The organism is Serratia sp. Z4 (assembly GCF_009900725.1).
In the GTDB taxonomy this organism is placed as follows: Bacteria; Pseudomonadota; Gammaproteobacteria; order Enterobacterales; family Enterobacteriaceae; genus Serratia; species Serratia nematodiphila.
In genome coordinates this window covers 1,128,567-1,148,747 of record NZ_JAAABD010000002.1, presented here as the reverse complement: position 1 = coordinate 1,148,747, position 20,181 = coordinate 1,128,567, and the positions used below count along the sequence as shown (strand labels likewise).

Here is a 20,181-nt window from a genome sequence, read left to right as displayed (position 1 = left end):
GCAAAATCGGTGTTAGCTGTGGGCCAGGAAGCGCCCACATAACACTTATCTGTCCCTCAAGGAGAATTCATGCACACCGGTCACGCTCTGCTTATCACCTTACTGTCCCTGGGCATCTCTCACAGCGCCTGGTCGTCTGCCGATACCGGGCACGCCAACAGCAACGCCAACAGCCGCGAAGTGGCCAGCGCGTTGGGCGGCCTGAAGAACAAAACCTACGAACTGGAGCAGGCGCCGAAGATCCGCGTCGCCAGCTTCAATATCGCCGCCGGCAAGGTCAGCGACATGACCGCCATCGCCAAGGCGATTCGCGCGATGAATGTCGACGTGGTGGCGCTGCAGGAGGTGGATAAACTCACCGCCCGCAGCGGGCGGGTCGATCAGGCGGCGGAACTGGCGAAACTGACCGGCATGCAGGCGGTGTTCGGCCGGGCGATCGATTTCGACGGCGGTGAATACGGCCTGGCGTTTCTGTCGAAGTATCCGCTGCACGACGCCGTGATCTATCCGCTGCCGTCCGGCCAGCGCGAACAGCGCATCGCCTTCAGCGCCAAGGTCGATGTGCCGGAGTTCCCGACGCCGATCACCCTGTTCAACACCCACCTCGATACCAAGGAAGATCCGACGATGCGTCTGGATCAGGTACGGGAGCTGAACGATCGCACCATCGAAGTGCGCGGCATCAAGCTGCTGTTCGGCGATATGAACGATGTGCCGGGCAGCGTCACCTGGCTGGAGCTGAGCCGCTATTGGAACGATATCATGCCCAACGGGCAGGACGGCCGCAGCTGGCCGGCGGAAAACGCCGAGATCAAGGTGGATTACATCTTCACCGGCAACGCGCAGCGCTGGCATCTGGACAGCCTGACGGTGCCGAACGCCAGCGGCGACTGGAACGGCGTGCATTGGCCGGCGGTAAGCGACCACCTGCCGCTGGTGGCGGAGATGCGCCTGACCGAACAATAAGCCGATCGGCGTCCCATTGGGGCCAGGCTAAGCCACGGTGATCCGCGCCAGCCGCTCGACGGCGCTGCGGATCTCGCCCGGTGTCAGGGCCGAAAAGCCCAGCAGCCACCCGTCGCGCTGCGCCTGAACCGTTTGGTATTGCGCTGTTAACCCGGGCGTAAGGATGCCGAGCCGCCGCGCTTGCCGGCTGAGCGCTGCCTCCTGGCCGGGCGGCAGCCAGACGCTGAGCTGCAGGCCGCCGGCGGCGGGAGCGGGGGTGGCGAAGTGGTCGAGTTTTTCGCGTACTGCCGCCAGCAACACATCGCGCCGGCTATGGTAGAGTTGGCGCATGTAGCGGATATGCGCGGCGAAGTGCCCCTGGCGGATGAATTCGGCGGTGACCGCCTGCATCAGCTGCGCGCTGTGGCCGTCATACACCGTGCGTGCGGTGACGAACGCTTCAACCAGCGTGGGCGGTACGATCAGGTACGCCAACCGCAGCGAAGGGAACAGCGATTTGGAGAAGGTGCCGAGGTACAGCACCCGGCCACGGCGATCCAGACCCTGCATCGCCGGTATCGGCAGGCCGTCGTAATGAAACTCGCTGTCGTAATCGTCCTCAATGATCCAGGCCTGCTGCTTTTCCGCCAGCGTCAGCAGTGCCAAGCGGCGCGCCAGGCTGAGCGCTGCGCCGGTTGGGTATTGGTGCGAGGGCGTCAAATAAATCAAACGCGGCTCGGGCAAGGAGGGCTCAGCGCGCAGGCCGTCGCTGTCTACCGCCACCGGCGTCAGGGCGGCGCCGGCGCTGATAAAGGCGTTTCTCGCCCCGGCGTAACCCGGTTCTTCCATCCAGACGCTGTCGCCGCTGTCCAGCAGCAACGTGGCGATCAGCTGCAGCGCCTGCTGTGAACTGGTCAGCACGATAACCTGGTTTGCATCGCAGATTACGCCGCGCGTTTGGTTGACGTGGGCGGCAATCGCTTCACGCAGCGGCAAATAGCCCTGCGGGTCACCGTAGCGCAGCAGGCTTTCTCCCTGTAGCCGCAGGCGCTGTGCGGTCAGTTGCTTCCACAAGGCTAGCGGAAACGCGCGCAGATCCGGCGAGCCGGCGGCAAACGCCTGTGGCTGCTGCGGATCGCGGCAGCCGCCGGTTTGCACGATCTGTTGGCCGCGTTGCGAAAGGCGCGGCATGGCGGTGCGAGGCGGCGGCGGCAGCGATTTGGCGATGCGGATAGCCACAAATGTGCCCTGGCCGACGCGGCGCTGCAAATACCCCTCCGCCTCCAACTGGCCGTACGCTGCTTCGACGGTCACCCTTGAGAGTTTCAGATCCCCAGCCAGCACTCGGCTGGAGGGCAGGCGTTGCCCAATGTTCAATGCGCCGTGGTGGATGGCCTGCCGCAATGCTGCACAAAGACGTTCGCGCAGCGTGCCGACGGCCTGGGGCGATTGCTGAAACAGCGTGATCAGCGTGTGCCGCATAATGGGTCTTATCATCTGTGGATAATGGGTATCAATCATAAGACCAAAATGGGGCACTATTGTCATCTGTCTTGATGCACGGGAGTAAGTGATATGTCGAAAGAATCATTGGTGCTGGCTTTTCCGCCGGCGGCGCCGGAAGAAAGCCTGGCCTATCTGGCGGCTAAACTGAGCCGCTATGCGGATGCCTGGGATGTGGCGGAAGATCTGCGCAATGGCGTGGACGGGATGGTGGTGATCGACACCCGCGCGCAGGCGCTGTACGCCGCCGGGCATATCCCCGGTGCGCTCAGTTTGCCGCATCGCCTGATGGATGAAGCCGGCACGGCGCAGCTGGATCGCCGGAAAGTGTATGTGACCTACTGCGACGGCATTGGCTGCAACGGATCCACCAAAGGTGCTTACAAGCTGGCGAAACTGGGATTCAGGGTGAAGGAGCTGATCGGCGGGCTGGACTTCTGGCTGCGCGATGGCCATCCATTGGCCATCGGAGAACAGCCGGGATCGCTGCGCGATCGGGCGGCTGCTGAGGACTGCGGCTGCGCCTGAGGCGTTAAAACACCAGCGCCAGCACGACCGCCAACGCCAACAGCAGCAGGATCAGCGCCACGGCCGGCTTGCTCAGCGCTTTTTGCAGCGGCAGAGGCAAGGCGGCGATCAGCGGGTTGAGCAGCGGCTGCGGTTCGACAGGGTGGCTGGCGATCGGCTGCGCCGTGCCGGCTTTATCCAGACGGCGGGCAAACAGCTGATGAATGGCGTCGCTCATTTGCGGATGCGTCAGCGGCGCATTGGCGCCGCAGTTGAAGCGCGCCTGGCAATAGTCGTTCATCTGCTGCAGTTCTCGCTCGTCCGCCGGCTGCTTGAGCGCCGCCAGCAGGTTGTTCAGCGTCGGCGCGTTCTGCGGGCTGAGCGCCACCTTCACCTGTAAAAACTGGTTCAGCAGCTGGAAGTGGCGCGCCGGCAGCGGATCGTTGGTTTTCACGCCCGCCAGATCGAACAGCGTTTGCCAGATTTTAGCCGGCGCTTCGCCGGTGGCGGCGCTGAGTTTGGTGATCTGCTGCTGCAGGCTTTGATGCTCTGCGGGCAGCAGCGGGCGATCGCTGGTGGCGGTTTGCTGCGGCTGGGGAATGGTCAGGCCGCCGGTTTGCAACAGATTAAGTACCTGTTGCAATTGCGGTGGGCTCAGTTGGCTCAACACCGTATGGCCGAACTGCTGGCGAATAAAGTCGCTGACCGCCTGGCGGTTATTGCCCTGCGGCAGCAATTCGGCCAGCTGTTGCAGCAGTTGGCGCCCGGCATGGTTTTGTTGCGCCTGCGTCAGGCGCGTTTGCAGCAGCTGTTCCGCCGGTTGAAAATGGCGCGCCAGCAGTTCGCCGCCTTTGTCGGCGCCGAGATCGTGACGCAGAGACGCCCAGATCTCCGCCGATTTGACCGGGCTGAGCGTCATGATTTTCACGATCAGTTTTTCCAGCGTCGTGCGCTGCGCCGGAGAGAGGGGTTGATCGTCAGTGGCCGCCGTTTTGCCCGGGGAGGGGGGGCGTTCGCCGGCGATTGGGGTGCCCGGCCCACTCAAAGGTTGCATATCACCAGTCCTTCGCTGTGTATCCCCGCAGAATGCCTGGAGGAGAGAATCGTCATCGTACCCGGCGAAAAGCGCAGGCTTACCCACTATGATACCTGTAAATCGCCGCCATCAATACCGCCGCTCAGACATTTCTTTACCGACAAAACGTTGCTAATCGCGTCTGCGCCGCTAAGATAACCCCAGATCTGAACATGAGGATGGCATGGTTAAACGGCAGCGGATTGCAAAATGGTTTTTATGCCTGGCTTGCCTGGTGGTGCTGACGTGCATGACCCAGCGCATGGCGGGCCTGCATGCGCTGCAGCAAACGCTGGGGATCCCGGCCGCCACCGCCGTTCAATCCGGCGATGAGGCCGCCGAAGCGCAGCCGACGCCCTGTGAGCTGAGTGCCAAGTCATTGCTGGCCGCGCCGCCGGTGATGTTCGAAACCGTGCTGTTCGGGCTGGGTCTGCTGCTGGCGCTGTTGGCGCCGACCATCGCCGCGCGTCTACGCATTCCTCCTCCTCGCGCCATTTCTCCGCCCACCCTCAGGGTGCACCTTCGATTATGCGTCTTCCGTGAATGAGTTAATCGCCCGTTTTTCGTGGTGAATTAATCATTTATGGAGAATTAACATGTTGAAAATCATCAGGCTGGCCTGCGCTTGCCTGTTTATGCTGTGGCTGCCTGCCTTGCAGGCGGCGGACAGCGGCTGGCTGCAAAATCCGGCCAACGATCATGCCAAGGTGCGGCTGCGCGCCGACACGTCACAGCCGGGTGAGACCCGCCTGCTGCTGTCGGTCGAGCTGCAAAAAGGCTGGAAAACCTATTGGCGCTCTCCGGGCGAAGGCGGCATCGCGCCGGCTATCGTCTGGCAAGGCAACCCACCGCCGGCGACCTGGCACTGGCCGACGCCGCAGCGTTTCGAGGTGGCCGGCATTTCCACCCAGGGCTATCACGATCGGGTCACGTTGCCGATCGTGATGTCAGGCCAGGTATCCGGCCCGCTGGCGGGTACGCTGACGCTGTCCACCTGCAGCAACGTCTGCATTCTGACCGACTACCCGTTCAGTCTGGATCTGGCGACGCCTCACGATCCGCAGTTTAATCACGATTTCGCGCAGGCGATGGGGCAGGTGCCGATCACCGCCGGGTTGGCGGATAACGTCAAGGCCGGGTATCGCAGCGGCGAGCTGCAGATTGCCGCCGAACGCGCCGCCGGCTGGCAACAGCCTGCGCTGTTCTTCGATACGCTGGCGGATGCCGATCTCGGCAAGCCGCAGGTTGAAACCGACGGCGCTCGGTTGCTGGCGCGAGTGCCGGTCAGCGATGGCTGGGGCGATGCGGCGCCGGACCTGCGCGGCAAAACGCTGACGCTGGTGATCGACGACGGCGGCATGGCGCAGCAGATTACGTTGCCGATTGGCGATGCGTTGGCCGCGCCCGCCGGTGCGGCGTTCCCGTTGTGGCAGGCGGTATTGATGGCGCTGGCGGGCGGGTTAATCCTCAACCTGATGCCGTGCGTGCTGCCGGTGCTGGGCATCAAGCTCGGTTCGATCCTGCAGGTGGAGCGGCGCGATCGGCGCAGCGTTCGTCTGCAGTTCCTGGCGTCGTCGCTGGGCATCGTCGCCTCGTTTATGGCGCTGGCCCTGCTGATGACGCTGCTGCGGCTCGGCAACCACGCGCTCGGCTGGGGCATTCAGTTCCAGAATCCGTGGTTTATCGGCTTTATGGTGCTGGTGACGCTGCTGTTCAGCGCCAACCTGTTCGGCCTGTTCCATTTGCGTCTCTCGTCCGATCTGAATACCTCGCTGGCGACCCATAACGGGCGCGGTCTGAGCGGCCATTTCTGGCAGGGCGCGTTCGCCACGCTGCTGGCGACGCCGTGCTCGGCGCCGTTTCTCGGCACGGCGGTGGCCTTCGCGCTGGCGGCGTCGCTGCCGGTGCTGTGGGGCATGTTCATCGCGCTCGGCATCGGCATGAGCCTGCCGTGGCTGCTGATCGCCGCCTGGCCGTCGCTGGCGCTGCGTTTGCCGCGCCCCGGCCGTTGGATGAATACCGTCAAGCTGGCGATGGGGCTGCTGATGCTGGCGTCGTCGCTGTGGCTGCTGAGCCTGCTGAGCAACCATATCGGCGTGCAGGCCACGCTGTGGCTGGGGGCGTTGGCGCTGCTGGCGTTGCTGCTGGCGGTGTGGCGCCAACAGGGGGCACGCTTGGCGGCCAAGCTGGCGGCGGGCACTGTGGTGCTGGCGGGTGTGGTCCTGCTGGCCGGATCGCTGAGCGCCGGCCTGTGGCGCCAACCGTTGCAGGATCGGGTGCAGTGGCAACCGCTGAGCGAGCAAGCGATCGCCGAGGCGCTGGCGCAGCATAAGCGGGTGTTCGTCGACGTGACAGCCGACTGGTGCGTGACCTGTAAAGCCAACAAATTCAATGTGCTGCTGCGTGATGACGTACAGCGCGCGCTGAGCGCCGACGATGTGGTCGCGCTGCGCGGCGACTGGAGCCGTCCATCGGCCGACATCGGCGCCTTCCTGCAAAAGCGCGGCAGCGTCGCCGTGCCTTTCAACCAAGTCTATGGCCCCGGCAGCCCGGACGGCGTGGTGCTATCCCCGCTGTTGACCCGTGACGCCGTGCTGCAAACGCTTTCCCATGCCAAAGGAACCGAACAATGAAAAAACTACTGATTTTACTGATGATCATCGCCGCCCCAGCGTGGGCCGCCGAGCCTTTTACCCCGGCGCAAGAGGCGCGTATCAAAGAGATGATCCGCGAAACGCTGGTGTCCAATCCGGACATTCTGGCGCAGGCGGTGGACGCCTGGCAGCAGCAAACCGCCGGCGAGCAAATCAGCCAGGCTATCAAGCAGAACGCCAAAACGCTGTACCAGGATCCGGCCAGCCCGCGCCTGGGCGCCGCCAACGCCAAACTGACGCTGGTGACCTTTACCGACTATAACTGCCCGTACTGCAAGCGTTTTGATCCGATGCTGGAGAAGATCGTCAAGCAATACCCGGACGTGGCGCTGGTGGTGAAGCTGCTGCCGTTCAAGGGCGAAAGCTCGGTCAGTTCGGCGCGCGTGGCGCTCACCACCTGGCAACAGCACCCGGATCAATTCTGGGCCCTGCACCAGCGGCTGATGGCGAAAAAGGGCTTCCACGACAATGCCAGCATCGCCGCCGCGCAAGAGAAAACCGGCGTCAAGGCGGTGGCGCCGAGCGAACAGAGCATGACCACGCTGCGCACCAATATGGCGTTGGCGGAGCAACTGGGCGTACAAGGGACGCCGGCGACGCTGATCGGCGATCGAATGCTGCCGGGGGCGGTGTCGTATGAAGAGCTGGAAGCGATGGTGAAACAGCAGTTGGCGAAGGCTAACAATGGCTAAGCTCAAGCGCTGGGGGCGCGAGTTGTTGTTGCTGGCGCTGATCGCATTGGCGGTGGTGACGGTGATGGATTGGCTGAATGCGCCGCAGGCGCCGCCGGCCTTCGATGCCCAGACGCTGACCTCGCTGGACGGCGAGCGCGTGTCGTTGGCGCAGCTCAGCCATGAGCGGCCGCTGCTGGTTTACTTTTGGGCCAGCTGGTGCGGCGTTTGCCGTTTCACCACGCCGGACGTCGCCCGCTTGCAGGCGGCGGGCGGCAACGTGCTGACCGTCGCGCTGCGATCGGGCGATGATGCCCAGGTGAAGCAGTGGCTGGCGCTGCCGGTGGTCAACGATCCGGCCGGCGCGCTGTCGGCGCAGTGGCGGATTGGCGTCACGCCGACCTTCGTGGTGATCTCGCAGGGCAAGGTGGTGCAAAGCACCACCGGCTGGACCAGCTACTGGGGGATGAAGCTGCGGCTGTGGTGGGCCGCCGTCTAACCGGCGCTTTTCTCCGCTATCACTTCCTCAATCGCCCGGCACAGCCGGGCGATACCTTCTTCAATCTGCGGCGGCGAGTTGGCGGCAAAATTCAGCCTCAGGCCGTGTGCGCCCAGCTGTTCCTGCGCATAGAAGCATTCGCCGCGCGCGAAGGTCACCCCGTGTCGCCAGGCCACCGGCATCAGCTCGGCGGTGGTCACCGTCTCCGGCAGCGTCAGCCAGATAAACAAGCCGCCTTGCGGCGTTTCGAAACGGCACCCCGGCGGCAGCCGATGTTGCAACGCGTCGATCATCACTTCCAGATGCAGGCGGTAGACGCGTCCGGCGCGCCGCAGCTGCTTGTCGTAACGGCCGACGGTGACGAACGCGTCCAGCGCCCGCTGGATCAGGCTGGAACTGGTGAAGCTGTCGACGTGTTTCAGCCTGGCGAAACGCTGATAGTGTTCGCTGTCCGCCACCAGATAGCCGATGCGCATGCTGGGCAGCAGCATTTTGGAGAAGGTGCTGACGTAGATCACCGCGCCCGGCTGCGCCAGCGCGCGCAGCGACGGCAGCTGTTTGCCCTGATAACGCAGATCGCCGACGAAGTCGTCCTCCAGGATCACCACGCCGGCCTGTTGGGCGATCGCCAGCAGGCGCCGCCGGCGGGCCTCGCTCAGGCAGCGGCCGGTCGGGTTGTGGAAGTTGGGGATGGTGTAGATCAGTTTAGGGCGGTGGCGTTCCAGCAGCTCGGGCAGTCGATCGACCAGCATGCCGTGGCGATCGCCGGGCACGGAGACGATATTGATGCGGTGCTGGCGCAGCAGGCCCAGCGCTTCGGCGTAGGTCGGCTCTTCGACGATCACCGTATCACCCGGCGCCAGCAGGCTTTGCACCACCAGACTGATGGCATGCTGCGAACCGTTGGTGATCAGCACCTGTTCGGCCTGCGTGGGGATGCCCTGGGCGCTGAGAATGCGGCTCAGCGTATCGCGCAGCGGGTAGTAGCCGCAGTATTCGCCGTAACTGAAGGCTTCTTCCGCGTGGCGGCTGAGCACCGACAGCAGCACTTTGCGAAACGCCTCCAGAGGAAATATCTTGGGGCTGCCGACGCCGGCGGCAAAGTTGATCAGCCCCTCCGGCAGCGGGGCGTCGGCATAGCCGTCCAGCCGCGAGGTGAGGGTGGTGAAGCTCTCCAGCGGGAAAGGGGCGTTGCTGGTCGGCCGGGCCGGGCGCGTTTGCGCCTGCGGGTGCGCGACATAGGCGCCGCTGCCGCGCCGCTGGTGCAAAAAGCCCTTGGCCGCCAGTTCGGCATAGGCGTTATCCACCGTCAAACGGCTGACCGCCAATTCGGCCGCCAGCGTGCGTGTCGAGGGCAGCTTGTCGCCATCCACGAACACGCCGGTGAGGATGGCGCGCCGCAGCGCTTCTTCGATCTGCAAATACAGCGGAACGTCCTGTTCGCGATCTAACGGGATGTGCATGCGAAATTGGCCCGGTTAGGGAGATGGTTTTTTACTATACCCCATGTCAACAGGGCTTCAAGCGCAGAAAAGTGGCCTGCATGACAAGGCCGAAAAGTGGCTATAGTGGGAAAATATGGCCGCGTTACACTGTGCGCCTGAGCATTTATGTCGCCATTTTCCCGAGGATCTCATGTCATTACCGTCAGGCGTTTCCGCCCGGCCTTTGTTGCCCGGCGCGCGTCTCTTGCAGGGCAGCCGCCAGGGTTACGTCATCGCCATTATCAGCGCCATGCTGCTGGCCTTTACCGCCATCATCATCCGCGCGCTGACCGAGTACTATCAGCTGCCGACCTTCGTGCTGGCGTTCTGGCGCGCGGCGCTGGTGGCGCTGGTGCTGTTGCCGCTGCTGTTGCTGGTGAAACCGCAGTGGGCGCGTCTGCGCCGTGAGCAGGTGGTGTTCTACGCGCTTTACGGGCTGCTGCTGGCGCTGTTCAACAGCCTGTGGACGCTGTCGGTAGCGCTGAATGGCGCGTCGGTGGCGACCATACTGACCTACTGTTCGGTGGGCTTTACCGTGTTCCTCGGCTGGGTGATGTACAGCGAGCGCCTGACGCTGCGCCAACTGCTGGTGATCGCCATCAGCCTGGGCGGTTGCTTCCTGGTCAGCAACGGCGACAGCATGGGGAACAGCCACTTCGATCTGCTGGGGCTGCTGGTAGGGATGCTGTCGGGCATCGGCTATACCCTGTATACCCTCGGCGGGCGGGTGGCCAGCGAACGCGGCTATCCGGTGTGGAACACCATCCTGTACGTGTTCGGTTTTTCGGCGTTGTATCAGCTGGCGTTCAACGCGGCGTTGACGGCGTTCCCGTTGGCGGTGTTCCACGGCATGGCCGGCGATTTGTGGTTCCTGTCGCACGGCGCACAGGGCATCCAGTGGAGCGGCTGGCTGTTGCTGCTGGCATTGGCCGCCGGGCCGACGCTGTTGGGCTTCGGGTTGTATAACATCAGCCTGAAAACGCTGCCGCTGGCGGTGGCCAACCTGATCCTGTCGCTGGAACTGGTGTTCACCGCGGTGATCGCCTATTTCCTGCTGGGGGAAAGCATGAATCAGCTGCAGCTGCTGGGCAGCGCGTTGGTGATGGGCGGGGTGCTGCTGTTGAAAAGCAAGACCGCCGAGGCGTGATCGGTTACCCTTGTGCCTCGCAAGGGAGGCACTAATGATGAATAACCCGAGATTGAAACGAGCGCTTATCGCTTGAATGGCCGTGTTGAGTGAACGACAACACGGCCACAGACATTCCGTTCCGTGGCTTTTATTCCGGTAACAAGAGAATACGCCATGTCCGAAAAACACTGGTCCCAAACCGAACTGCTGCATCAGACGGTGACCAACCCGAATATCATCGTCAAAGGCACCCACAGCTACTACAGCGACTGCTGGGATAACGGCTTCGAACGCTCGGTGGTGCGCTATCTGCACGGCGACGCGGTCAGCCGCCAATGGCAGCCGCTGGGCGAAATAGATCGCCTGCTGATCGGCGATTATGTGTGCATCGCGGCCGAAGCGGTGATCCTGATGGGCGGTAATCACACCCATCGCATCGACTGGCTGAGCCTGTACCCGTTTATGGCAACCATCAAGCAGGCATACCGTCCCAAAGGTGATACCCGGCTGGGTGACGGCTGCTGGATCGGCATGCGGGCGATGCTGATGCCGGGGATCTCGATAGGCGAGGGGGCGATCGTCGCCGCCGGTAGCGTGGTGGCCGGCGATGTTGCGCCTTATGCCATCGTCGGTGGTAACCCGGCGAGGTTTATCCGTTGGCGGTTCGCGCCGGAAGTCATCGCACGGTTGCTTGCCTTGCGCCTCTATGACTTGTCCGAGGTGGACTTTGCGGTGATTCAGCCGTTGCTTGCCGATAACGATATCGGGGCGCTGGAAAGGGGAATGGCGGCCTTGCGCCGTTAAACACTACGGGCGGGGGATCCCCGCCCGTTTCGCGTTATTCGGCCTTGGCCTCGGCCGTCGGTTGGCGGCGTTTGCGCATCAGGCGCAGCAGCGGCGGCAACGCCAGCACCGCGACCGCCAATACCAGCAGCGTTTGCGCGATGCTGCTGCTCCACAGAATGCCGAACTCGCCGTTGCTGATCGACAGCGCGCGGCGCAGGTTTTGTTCCAGCATCTCACCCAGCACAAAGCCCAGAATCAGCGGCGACATCGGGAAATGCATTTTGCGCAGAATGTAGCCGAACACCCCCAATCCGACCATCAGCAGCAGGTCGAAGGTGGTGCTGTGCACCGCATAAACCCCCACCGCCGAAACCGCGGCGATCGCCGGTACCAGGAACCACAACGGGATGGTCAGCATGCGGGTGAACAGACCGACCAGCGGCAGGTTCATGATCAACAAAATGACGTTGGCGATCAGCAGCGCGGCGATCAGCCCCCAGACGATATCCGGCTGTTCGGTGAACATCGCCGGGCCGGGGGTGATGTTGTACAGCGTCAACGCGCCCATCATCACCGCCGTGGTGCCGGAGCCCGGCACCCCCAGCGTCAGCATCGGAATGAACGAACCGCAGGCCGAGGCGTTGTTGGCCGCTTCCGGCGCCGCGACGCCGCGGATATCGCCTTTACCGAAGGTGTCGCTGTTGCCGCTGATTTTCTTCTCGGTCATGTAGGTCAGCGCGCTGGCGATAGTGGCGCCGGCGCCCGGCAGAATGCCGACGAAGAAACCGATCACCGACGAACGCAGGGTCGGGCCCGCGCACTGCGCCGCCTCTTTGCGGTTGAACAGCAACCGGCCGGTTTTACGCACCAGCTTTTGCCCGGCGCTGGTGCTTTCCAGCATCAACAGGATTTCGCTGACCGAGAACAGGCCGATCACCACCACGATAAACTGCACGCCGTCGGAGAGGTGCACGCTGTCGAAGGTAAAGCGGTAAACGCCGGTGTTGGCGTCGACGCCCACCGTTGCCAGCCCCAGGCCGATCAGCGCCGCCAGCAGCGATTTCAGCGGGTTCTGGCTCATCATGCTGCCGAGGCAGGCGATGGCGAACACCATCAGGGCGAAATACTCCGCCGGGCCAAAGGCCAGCGACCAGCGGGCCAGCAGCGGCGCGAACAGAATGATGCCGCCGATGGCGATCATCGAGCCGACGAACGAGCTGACCGCCGAGATGGACAGCGCCACGCCGGCGCGCCCCTGCTGCGCCATTGGGTAACCGTCCAGCGCGGTCATGATCGCCGCCGCGTCGCCCGGCACGTTGAGCAGAATCGACGAGATGCGCCCGCCGTATTCGCAGCCGATATACACCGTCGCCAGCAGGATCAGCGCCGATTCGGCCGGCAGTTTGAGGGCGAACGCCAGCGGCAGCAGGATCGCCACGCCGTTGATCGGCCCCAGCCCCGGCAACAGGCCGACGATGGTGCCGACGAAGCAGCCGATCAGGGCGATAATCAGGTTCTGCGGCACCAGCGCCACTTCAAACCCTTGGGTCAAATACATCCAGGTATCCATCATCGCTCCCGTTAGCTCAGCCAGGCGCCGAGCGGCAGTGTGACATCGAGAAGTTGGTCAAAGGCGTAGTACAACGCTGCGCCCATGATGACGCCGGAGATGGCCGCCGCCGGCAGGCTGGCCTGAAACAACAGGCCGATGCTGAACGTCAGCAGCGCGGTCGCCAGCGGGAAGCCGAGCCATTCAAAGCCCCAGGCATACAGCACCAGGGTGATCACCAGCACCAGCAGCCGCTGCAACACCTTGCTGTGCGGCCACTCCACCGCCTGCGGGTGGCGCAGCAACAGCAGGGCCGCGCACAGCGCCATCAGGCTGAGGATCGCCAGCGGGAACGGGCGCGGCCCCAGCGGTTCATAGCTGTATTCGCTCTGGATGCCCCAGCCGATGAACAGCCCGCCGATACACAGCAGCAGCCAAAAACCGGCAAAAATACGATCGCTCATGGTTTTCCCCTGCGGTTATTTGGCCAGGCCGAACACTTTCGCCTGCTCACGGTATTGGGCAACCTGGTTCTTCACGTAGGCGTCCAGCTCTTTGCCGGTCAGGTTGAATTCGAACAGGCCGCGCAGATCGCGCTGCTGTTTGAATTCGTCGGTCGCCATCATTTTCTGGAAGGTGTCGATCCACCACTGATACTCTTCATCGCTGACTTTCGGCCCGACGTAGAAGCCGCGAATGATCGGCCACACCAGGCTGTATCCCTGCTCTTTGGCGGTGGGAATATCGGCCAGCTGGCCCGGCAGACGTTGCTCGGCATACACCGCCAGCACGCGGATCTTGTCGCCCTGCAGGTAAGGCACCATCTCGCTCAGGTCACCGGAAACCGCCTGAATATGGTTGCCCAGCAGCGCGGTGACCGGCTCGCCGCCGCCTTCGAACGCCACGTAGCGCATCTTGCGCGGATCCACGCCGACTTCGCGCGCCAGCAGCGCGGTTTTCATCCAGTCCTGGCTGCCGATGGAGGCGCCGGCGCCGAACACCACGCTGTTGGGATCTTTTTGGAAAGCGTCCATCAGGTCTTTCAGGGTTTTGTAAGGCGAGTCGGCGCGCACTGCGATCATGCCGTAGTCGGTGCCGACCGCCGCCAGCCATCTCACGTCGTCCACGTTGTAGCGGCCGAACTTGCCCTGGGCCAGATTGAGCAGCGAGCCGCCGGAGAAGGCCACCACGGTGCCGAACTCCGCCGGGCGCTGCGCGACGATGGCGTTGTAGGCCACCGCGCCGACGCCGCCGGGCATATAGGTGACGCGCATCGGTTTATCGATGGCCTTGGTATCCTGCAGCGACACCTGAATCAGTTTGCAGGTCAGATCGAAGCCGCCGCCGGGTTTGGCCGGCGCAATGCATTCGGTGCGTTTGGGCGCCTCTGCGGCGAAGGACTGAGAGGCCGCCAGCAACAGGGCGGCGGCGGTAAAGGTTCGGGTCATTATTTTTTTCATTGTGACTTGCCCTCGGTATTGTTCTGGTTGTGAAATCCCGCCGGGTGCGGTTGCAGGATTGTTAAAACAACAACCTTTCATTTACCTTTCAGTGGCCGGAAAAGTTTCCAGTCTGTGATTAGGGTCTCTTGTCGCCAGCGAATGGCGGGTGCGCTACCATAGAAACGAGGACAAGAACAGGGCGCTAAACCGGCCAAAATCCTGCGTAATATCAGGTTTGTCGTTCTGCTTTTGCGATAAAATCATGATCAGTGAAATGAATAGAGACGCAGTAATATGTTTTCGTTAGGGAAATTGTTTGGTGGCAGGGACAGCGCCAAAGTATGCGCAATTAAACGGTTGCCTGAGGTCTACGCCGAGATGGCGGGAGAAAGCGGGCAGTGTCGTTTGAAGCGCCTGCGCCCCGAGGTTGGCGTGTTTGAGCTGCATTTCGTCAACGCCGACGGTGAAAAGTATGCCTGTCAGATGACCGCCTGCGTGACCGGCATCGATCTGGTGTTTGCCGCCAACAACCGCTCCGTGCTGGTTTCTTCGCCGTTTACCGCCGACAAGCTGCGCCCGGTGCTGGACATTGCCGTTGCCGATAGCCCCATTCCGCTGATCTGACGCCGCCCTGCGATCGCGCTCCATACGCATAATTGTGTGCCAGCTCCCAAAACTGGCGGCGCGGCGCTCTTTTATCCCCTTATTTTCCATGCCATCCTTTGTTATCAGCCTGTTAACGGATGCCGTGTCGGCGCCAGGTTGTTCAGGTAAATCAATGGAATGGGAACATGCGACTGTTATTGGTTGAAGATCACCCCGAGCTGTCTCACTGGTTGCAAAAGGCGCTGACCGGCGCCGGGTTTGCCGTCGACGTCGCCCCGGACGGCGTGGCGGCCGATCATCTGTTGCTCAACGAGCGTTATGCGCTGGCGGTGTTGGATGTGGCGTTGCCGCGTTTGAACGGCCTGGATTTGCTGGCGCGCCTGCGCAAGCGCGGGCAGGATCTGCCGGTGCTGTTGCTGACGGCGCGCACCGACGTGGCCGATCGGGTAAGGGGCCTGAATCTGGGGGCAGACGATTACCTCACCAAGCCGTTCGAATTGGACGAGCTGGAGGCGCGTATTCGGGCGCTGCTGCGCCGCAGCGTCGGCGCCCCACAGCCGGCGTTGCAGTACGGCGCGTTGACCTACCATGACGAAGGCTATTTTCTGCTGGAGAGCAAGCCGCTGGCGCTGACGCCGCGCGAACTGGCGGTGTTGACCGCGCTGATGCATCGGCGCGGCCGCCCGGTGGCCAAACAACAGCTGTTCGAGCAGGTGTTTACGCTGTCCGACGAGGCCAATCCGGAGAGCATCGAGCTTTACGTACACCGCCTGCGGAAAAAGCTGCAGGGCAGCGACGTGGCGATCGTCACGCTGCGCGGTCTGGGCTACAGTCTGGAGCTGTGCAATGCGGTGGTTTAACGCCCCGCGTTCGCTGTTCTATCAACTGCTGCTGTTTTTTGGCCTGCCGCTGCTGGCGTTGGGCGGTATCTCCATCTACACCCACTATTTCAGCGCCATGAGCGCCGCCACTCTGGCTTACGATCGCACGCTGCTGGCGTCGGCGCGCACCGTGGCGGAGCGACTGGTGGTGCGCGAAGGCAAGCTGGCGGTCGATGTGCCCTATGTGGTGCTCGACAGCTTCGAGCGCAACATGAACGATCAGCTGTATTACGAGGTGATTTCGCCGCAGGGAAAAAGCATCTCGGGTTATGACGATTTGCCGTCGCTGCCGCCCCATATCCCGCGCTCCACGCTCTACCCGGCGCTGGTGCATTTTTACGATGCGGAATATCTCGGCCGGCCGATCCGCGTGGCGGCGCTGTTTCAGCCGGTCAACGAGTCGGGGGTGAGCGGCATGGCGACCATTTTGGTGGCGGAAACCCTGGAGTCGCGCCGTTACCTGGCGCGGCAGATGATGATCGCGGCGCTGCTGAGCCAGGGCACGGTGGTGGTGTTGACCCTGATCCTGGCGTTCGCGCTGCTCAAGCGGGTGTTGAAGCCGATGCGTAAACTCTCCGGTATCATGCTGCGGCGCGATCCGGGCGAGCTGACGCCCTTGCCGCGGGTATTGCCGTGGTCGGAGATGCAGCCGCTGCTGGTGGCGTTCAATCGCTATATCGAACGGCTGCGGCTGATGGTGGCGCGTCAGGAACGTTTCAGCGCCGACGCTTCCCACCAGCTGCGCACGCCGCTGGCGGTGTTGAAGACTCAGGTCGGGGTGGCGCTGGCCAGCGATCGGCCGCAGCAGTGGCGCGAAAGCCTGCAGGCGATGAGCGCGACGCTGGACAATACCGTGGCACTGACCGACCGCCTGCTGTATCTCTCACGCCTGAAGGCCAGCGAGCACCAGGCCGAGCGCAAGCTGCAGCCGGTCAACCTGGCGCAGGTGCTGCGCGACGCCTGTTTTTCCCGCTTGCCGCAGGCGCGCAGCAAACAGATCGATCTCGGCTTCGAAGGTGAAGCGGCGTGTCAGGTGGCGGGGGAACCGCTGCTGTTGGCCGAGCTGTGCGCCAACCTGTTGGACAACGCGTTGAAATACACACCGCGTCAGGGCGTGGTCACCGCTCGCCTCACGCAGGAGAAGGCGACGGGGGAAGGCGTGCTGGAGATTGAAGACAGCGGCCCCGGCATCGCCTTGCAGGACAAGGCGCTGGCGCTGCAGCCATTTCACCGGCTGGACAACGTGGGCGATCAGCCGGGCGCCGGCCTGGGGCTGGCGCTGGTGAAGGACATCACCGCCTATCACGGCACCCGCCCGGAGCTGTTGAGCTCCGCCGCGCTGGGCGGTCTGTTGGTGCGGGTGCGTTTCAGGCTGTTGCCTTAAGCCTGTTCTTTGCAGGACTCGACGTCGGCCGCCGGGGCTTTGGCTTTACGCGTCAGCGGCGTGCGCAGCCGCTGCGACAGGATAACGCCCAGCAGGGTAATGCCGCCGCCGATCAGGTGATAACCGTGCAACTGCTCATGTAGGAACAGCACGGCGATAGCGGCGGTAAACACCGGCGCCAGGTTCATGAAGATCGAGGCGGTGTTGGCGCCCAGGCGCATCACGCCCTGGATCCACAGGAACGGGGCGATGATCGAAGCCGGAATGCCGGCGAACAGCACCAGCGGCAGGTTATGGCCGTTCAAGCCGACATCCTGCGCCATCAGGAAATTAGGCAGCAGCAGCAGCACGCCGAACAGGATCTGCACGTACAGCGATTGCCAGTTCGGCAGCGCGATGGCCCAGCGTTTGGTCAACACGCCATACAGCGCGTAAGAGGCGGTGGCGAGCAGCATCATCAATTCCCCCTTGCCGATACCGTGCTGCAGCAGCACGCCGGGCTGGCCGCCGCTGACCAGCCAGATCAAACCGCCGAAGGAGAGAATACTGCCGAGCAGCACGCCGACGGTCGGCGCAATGCGCAGCAGGACGATGCTGATCAGGATGGTCAGCAGCGGGATCAGCGACACGATGATGCCCATAAACAGCGCGCTGACGCTGTGCGCCGCGTAATAGGCCAGGCTTTGATACAGCACCATGCCCAGCAAGCCGAGGATCATTAGTTTCCACCAGTTGGCGCGCACCTGCGCCCAATTGCGCAGCACGCCCGGCAGCACGAACGGCGTCAGGGCGATCAGCGCCAGCAGCCAGCGGTAAAGTGAAATGGCCGCCGGATCGATGGCGGTGGCGGAGAGTTTGCTGACAACGGCGTTAATCGACCATATCAGCACGGCCAACAGTGGGAAGAGCATATTCATGATAATTATTCTCAATAACGTCCAATATGCTGGCTAGTCTACGCGTGTCCGGTTTATCATATATAGCGATATCCAGACAAAAATCGGCGTAAACAAGACAAATCACGGGACGAAACCATGCCAGAAATCCGCCATTTCCCTGAGTCGCTGATCCCGGCGCCCAACCCGGTGCAGTTCCGCTGTGAAGAGTTTAACGCGCGCACCGAATTCCAGCCGCACAGCCACACCTGGGGCCAGTTGATGTGGGTCAAAGCCGGGGTGATGGTGCTGCGCATCGGCGGGCAGCGCTTTCTGGCGCCGCCGGAGTTCGTGTTGTGGGCGCCGGCGGGCATCGAACACTCCTGCTACAACCAGCGACTGGCGCAGTGCCGCATGGTGGACATTACGCCGGCGCTGTGCGCCGGCATGCCGGCCGACCCCTGTCTGGTGAGCGTAACGCCCATCTTCCGTGCCATCGCCGAGGATTTCTATGCGCGCAAGCAGTACATTCCGCAGGCGGAGGAGGATTTGCGCCTCTGTCAGGTGCTGATCGACCAGCTGCGCCTGTCGCCGCGTCAGCAAACCTATCTGCCGTCGTCGGACGACAAATTTTTGGCGCCGGTGCTGGAAGCGCTGGAGCATTGCCCGGCGGACAACACCTCGCTGGCAACGTGGGCGGCGCGGGTCTACACCACCGAGCGCACGCTGTCGCGCCGCTGCCAGCAGGATCTGGGCATGTCGTTCAGCGAGTGGCGCCAGCGCCTGCGTTTTCTGCATGCCGTGTCGTTGCTCGAGCAGGGCAAAACCGTGCAGGACGTGGCGTTGGACGTCGGCTACAGCTCCGCGTCGGCCTTTATCGTCATGTTCCAGCAGATCGCCGGCACCACCCCTGAGCGCTTTCGCCGTGCCTGATTCAGTGGCACACTATTTCGCAGACCAATAGCCGTAAACCGTCGGAGAACGCAGTGAAAATTCTGGTTGATGAAAATATGCCGTACGCGGCCGAGCTGTTCAGCCGCCTGGGCGACGTGCAGGCGGTGCCGGGGCGTCCGATCCCGCTTGAGGCGCTGGCGGATGCCGATGCGCTGATGGTGCGTTCGGTCACCAAGGTCAATGAAGCCCTGTTGGCCGGCAGCCGCATCGGCTTTGTCGGCACCGCCACCGCCGGCACCGATCACGTCGATGACGCCTGGCTGCAACGGCAGGGCATCGGGTTTTCCGCCGCGCCGGGCTGCAACGCCATCGCGGTGGTCGAGTATGTGTTCTCCGCCTTGATGCTGCTGGCCGAACGCGACGGCTTCCAGCTGCGGGATAAAACCGTCGGCATCGTCGGCGTGGGCAACGTCGGTTCCCGCCTGGACGCGCGCCTCAAAGCGTTGGGCGTGCGCACGCTGCTGTGCGATCCGCCGCGCGCCGATCGCGGCGACGCCGGGGAGTTCTGGCCGTTGGAGAAGCTGGTGGCCGAGGCCGATGTGCTGACCTTCCATACGCCGCTGAATAAATCCGGCCCATACCATTCGCTGCATCTGGCGGATGCCGACCTGCTGGCGGCGCTGCCGGACAACCGCATTCTGATCAACGCCTGTCGCGGGCCGGTGGTGGATAACGCCGCGCTGCTGCAGGCGCTGGAAAAGGGCAAAAAGCTGAGCACGGTGCTGGACGTGTGGGAACCGGAGCCGGACCTCGCCTTGCCGCTGCTGGCGCGGGTGGATATCGGCACCGCGCACATCGCCGGGTATACGCTGGAAGGCAAGGCGCGCGGCACCACCCAGGTGTTCGAAGCGTTCAGCCGCCATCTGGGGCAGCCGCAGCAGGTGGCGCTGGCCTCGCTGCTGCCGGTGCCGGAGTTCAGCCAGATCCGCCTCAACGGGCCGCTGGATGAAGCGCGGTTAAAACGATTGATGCACTTGGTGTATGATGTGCGCCGCGATGATGCGCCATTGCGCAAAGTCGCCGGGCAACCGGGCGAATTCGATCGCCTGCGCAAGCACTACCAGGAGCGCCGCGAGTGGTCTTCGCTGGCCGTGCAATGCGATGACAGCGCCAGCGCCGAGCTGCTCGGCAAGCTGGGCTTCAGCGTGGTGTAGGGCGTAAGGTTGTCTTAAGCCAACGCCGCTACAGTGAGCGGTAAAGATTATCGGGCGGTGATTGCACTGCCCGTGTGCTTTTA

20 protein-coding genes are annotated in these 20,181 nt (G+C 63.1%); 13 read left to right on the top strand and 7 right to left on the bottom strand.

Annotated features, from left to right (window positions below; translation table 11 throughout):
- Window positions 1–69 precede the first annotated feature (69 nt).
- A complete protein-coding gene (locus GT753_RS13275) occupies window positions 70–966 on the top strand; it encodes an endonuclease/exonuclease/phosphatase family protein (RefSeq protein ID WP_015378611.1) in 897 nt (298 codons plus the stop codon).
- A gap of 27 nt (window positions 967–993) precedes the next feature.
- Here GT753_RS13275 and GT753_RS13270 read toward each other — a convergent pair whose 3' ends face one another.
- Window positions 994–2,427 carry a PLP-dependent aminotransferase family protein gene (locus GT753_RS13270; protein ID WP_174242126.1) on the bottom strand — a complete coding sequence of 478 codons (1,434 nt, stop codon included), beginning with the start codon at window positions 2,425–2,427 and terminating at the stop codon, window positions 994–996.
- A gap of 93 nt (window positions 2,428–2,520) precedes the next feature.
- Here GT753_RS13270 and GT753_RS13265 point away from each other — a divergent pair, with 93 nt between their 5' ends.
- The gene (locus tag GT753_RS13265; RefSeq protein ID WP_021505580.1) at window positions 2,521–2,976 is read left to right on the top strand and encodes a rhodanese-like domain-containing protein; all 456 of its coding nucleotides are present in this window, start codon (window positions 2,521–2,523) and stop codon (window positions 2,974–2,976) included.
- A 4-nt stretch (window positions 2,977–2,980) separates the two neighbouring features.
- On the opposite strand, the gene flk is transcribed toward GT753_RS13265, so the two are convergent.
- Entirely contained in the window at window positions 2,981–4,009 is a 1,029-nt protein-coding gene (gene flk / locus GT753_RS13260; RefSeq protein ID WP_021505579.1) for a flagella biosynthesis regulator Flk, read from the bottom strand.
- 205 nt (window positions 4,010–4,214) lie between these two features.
- Between flk and GT753_RS13255 the strand changes: the two genes are divergently transcribed.
- From GT753_RS13255 to GT753_RS13240, 4 genes are read left to right on the top strand one after another with little or no spacing between them, the layout of a single operon-like run.
- Complete coding sequence (locus GT753_RS13255; protein ID WP_015378607.1) at window positions 4,215–4,577, top strand: hypothetical protein; 363 nt, start codon at window positions 4,215–4,217, stop codon at window positions 4,575–4,577.
- A 49-nt stretch (window positions 4,578–4,626) separates the two neighbouring features.
- Entirely contained in the window at window positions 4,627–6,663 is a 2,037-nt protein-coding gene (locus GT753_RS13250; protein WP_160125659.1) for a protein-disulfide reductase DsbD, read from the top strand.
- Window positions 6,660–7,376: a DsbA family protein gene (locus tag GT753_RS13245; RefSeq protein ID WP_015378605.1), complete on the top strand. Its 717-nt coding sequence runs from the start codon at window positions 6,660–6,662 to the stop codon at window positions 7,374–7,376. Before GT753_RS13250 ends, GT753_RS13245 begins: the two co-directional genes overlap by 4 nt.
- Window positions 7,369–7,854, top strand: a complete 486-nt coding sequence (locus tag GT753_RS13240) for a protein disulfide oxidoreductase (protein ID WP_160125658.1) — start codon at window positions 7,369–7,371, stop codon at window positions 7,852–7,854. The genes GT753_RS13245 and GT753_RS13240 overlap by 8 nt, the downstream gene beginning before the upstream one ends.
- Here GT753_RS13240 and GT753_RS13235 read toward each other — a convergent pair.
- Window positions 7,851–9,317, bottom strand: coding sequence for a PLP-dependent aminotransferase family protein (locus GT753_RS13235; RefSeq protein ID WP_044030784.1), 1,467 nt, complete (start codon window positions 9,315–9,317; stop codon window positions 7,851–7,853). The two genes, GT753_RS13240 and GT753_RS13235, sit on opposite strands and share 4 nt — an antisense overlap.
- Window positions 9,318–9,489: 172 nt before the next feature.
- On the opposite strand from GT753_RS13235, the gene GT753_RS13230 reads away from it, so the two are divergent.
- Window positions 9,490–10,485: a DMT family transporter gene (locus GT753_RS13230; RefSeq protein WP_015378602.1), complete on the top strand. Its 996-nt coding sequence runs from the start codon at window positions 9,490–9,492 to the stop codon at window positions 10,483–10,485.
- Between the two features lie 156 nt (window positions 10,486–10,641).
- On the top strand, window positions 10,642–11,271 hold the full coding sequence (locus tag GT753_RS13225) for a CatB-related O-acetyltransferase (RefSeq protein WP_015378601.1): 630 nt from the start codon (window positions 10,642–10,644) through the stop codon (window positions 11,269–11,271).
- A 34-nt stretch (window positions 11,272–11,305) separates the two neighbouring features.
- Here GT753_RS13225 and GT753_RS13220 read toward each other — a convergent pair whose 3' ends face one another.
- The 3 genes from GT753_RS13220 to GT753_RS13210 are packed head-to-tail and all read right to left on the bottom strand — an operon-like array spanning window position 11,306 to window position 14,262.
- The gene (locus tag GT753_RS13220; RefSeq protein WP_015378600.1) at window positions 11,306–12,823 is read right to left on the bottom strand and encodes a tripartite tricarboxylate transporter permease; all 1,518 of its coding nucleotides are present in this window, start codon (window positions 12,821–12,823) and stop codon (window positions 11,306–11,308) included.
- 11 nt (window positions 12,824–12,834) lie between these two features.
- Complete coding sequence (locus tag GT753_RS13215; protein ID WP_004936154.1) at window positions 12,835–13,266, bottom strand: tripartite tricarboxylate transporter TctB family protein; 432 nt, start codon at window positions 13,264–13,266, stop codon at window positions 12,835–12,837.
- Between the two features lie 15 nt (window positions 13,267–13,281).
- Window positions 13,282–14,262, bottom strand: coding sequence for a tripartite tricarboxylate transporter substrate binding protein (locus GT753_RS13210; protein ID WP_015378599.1), 981 nt, complete (start codon window positions 14,260–14,262; stop codon window positions 13,282–13,284).
- A 360-nt stretch (window positions 14,263–14,622) separates the two neighbouring features.
- Here GT753_RS13210 and GT753_RS13205 point away from each other — a divergent pair, with 360 nt between their 5' ends.
- From GT753_RS13205 to GT753_RS13195, 3 genes are all read left to right on the top strand, one after another.
- Window positions 14,623–14,868 (top strand): hypothetical protein, encoded by a 246-nt coding sequence (locus GT753_RS13205; RefSeq protein ID WP_021505572.1) that lies wholly within the window; start codon window positions 14,623–14,625, stop codon window positions 14,866–14,868.
- Window positions 14,869–15,035: 167 nt separating this feature from the next.
- Window positions 15,036–15,710, top strand: coding sequence for a transcriptional regulator TctD (tctD, locus tag GT753_RS13200; RefSeq protein ID WP_004936146.1), 675 nt, complete (start codon window positions 15,036–15,038; stop codon window positions 15,708–15,710).
- Entirely contained in the window at window positions 15,697–17,115 is a 1,419-nt protein-coding gene (locus tag GT753_RS13195) for a sensor histidine kinase (protein ID WP_004936144.1), read from the top strand. Before tctD ends, GT753_RS13195 begins: the two co-directional genes overlap by 14 nt.
- On the opposite strand, the gene GT753_RS13190 is transcribed toward GT753_RS13195, so the two are convergent.
- Entirely contained in the window at window positions 17,112–18,032 is a 921-nt protein-coding gene (locus GT753_RS13190) for a DMT family transporter (protein WP_004936141.1), read from the bottom strand. The two genes, GT753_RS13195 and GT753_RS13190, sit on opposite strands and share 4 nt — an antisense overlap.
- Before the next feature lie 117 nt (window positions 18,033–18,149).
- Between GT753_RS13190 and GT753_RS13185 the strand changes: the two genes are divergently transcribed.
- Window positions 18,150–18,923, top strand: a complete 774-nt coding sequence (locus tag GT753_RS13185) for a helix-turn-helix domain-containing protein (RefSeq protein WP_015378596.1) — start codon at window positions 18,150–18,152, stop codon at window positions 18,921–18,923.
- 53 nt (window positions 18,924–18,976) lie between these two features.
- Complete coding sequence (gene pdxB / locus GT753_RS13180; RefSeq protein WP_160125657.1) at window positions 18,977–20,098, top strand: 4-phosphoerythronate dehydrogenase PdxB; 1,122 nt, start codon at window positions 18,977–18,979, stop codon at window positions 20,096–20,098.
- The last annotated feature ends 83 nt before the right edge of the window (window positions 20,099–20,181 follow it).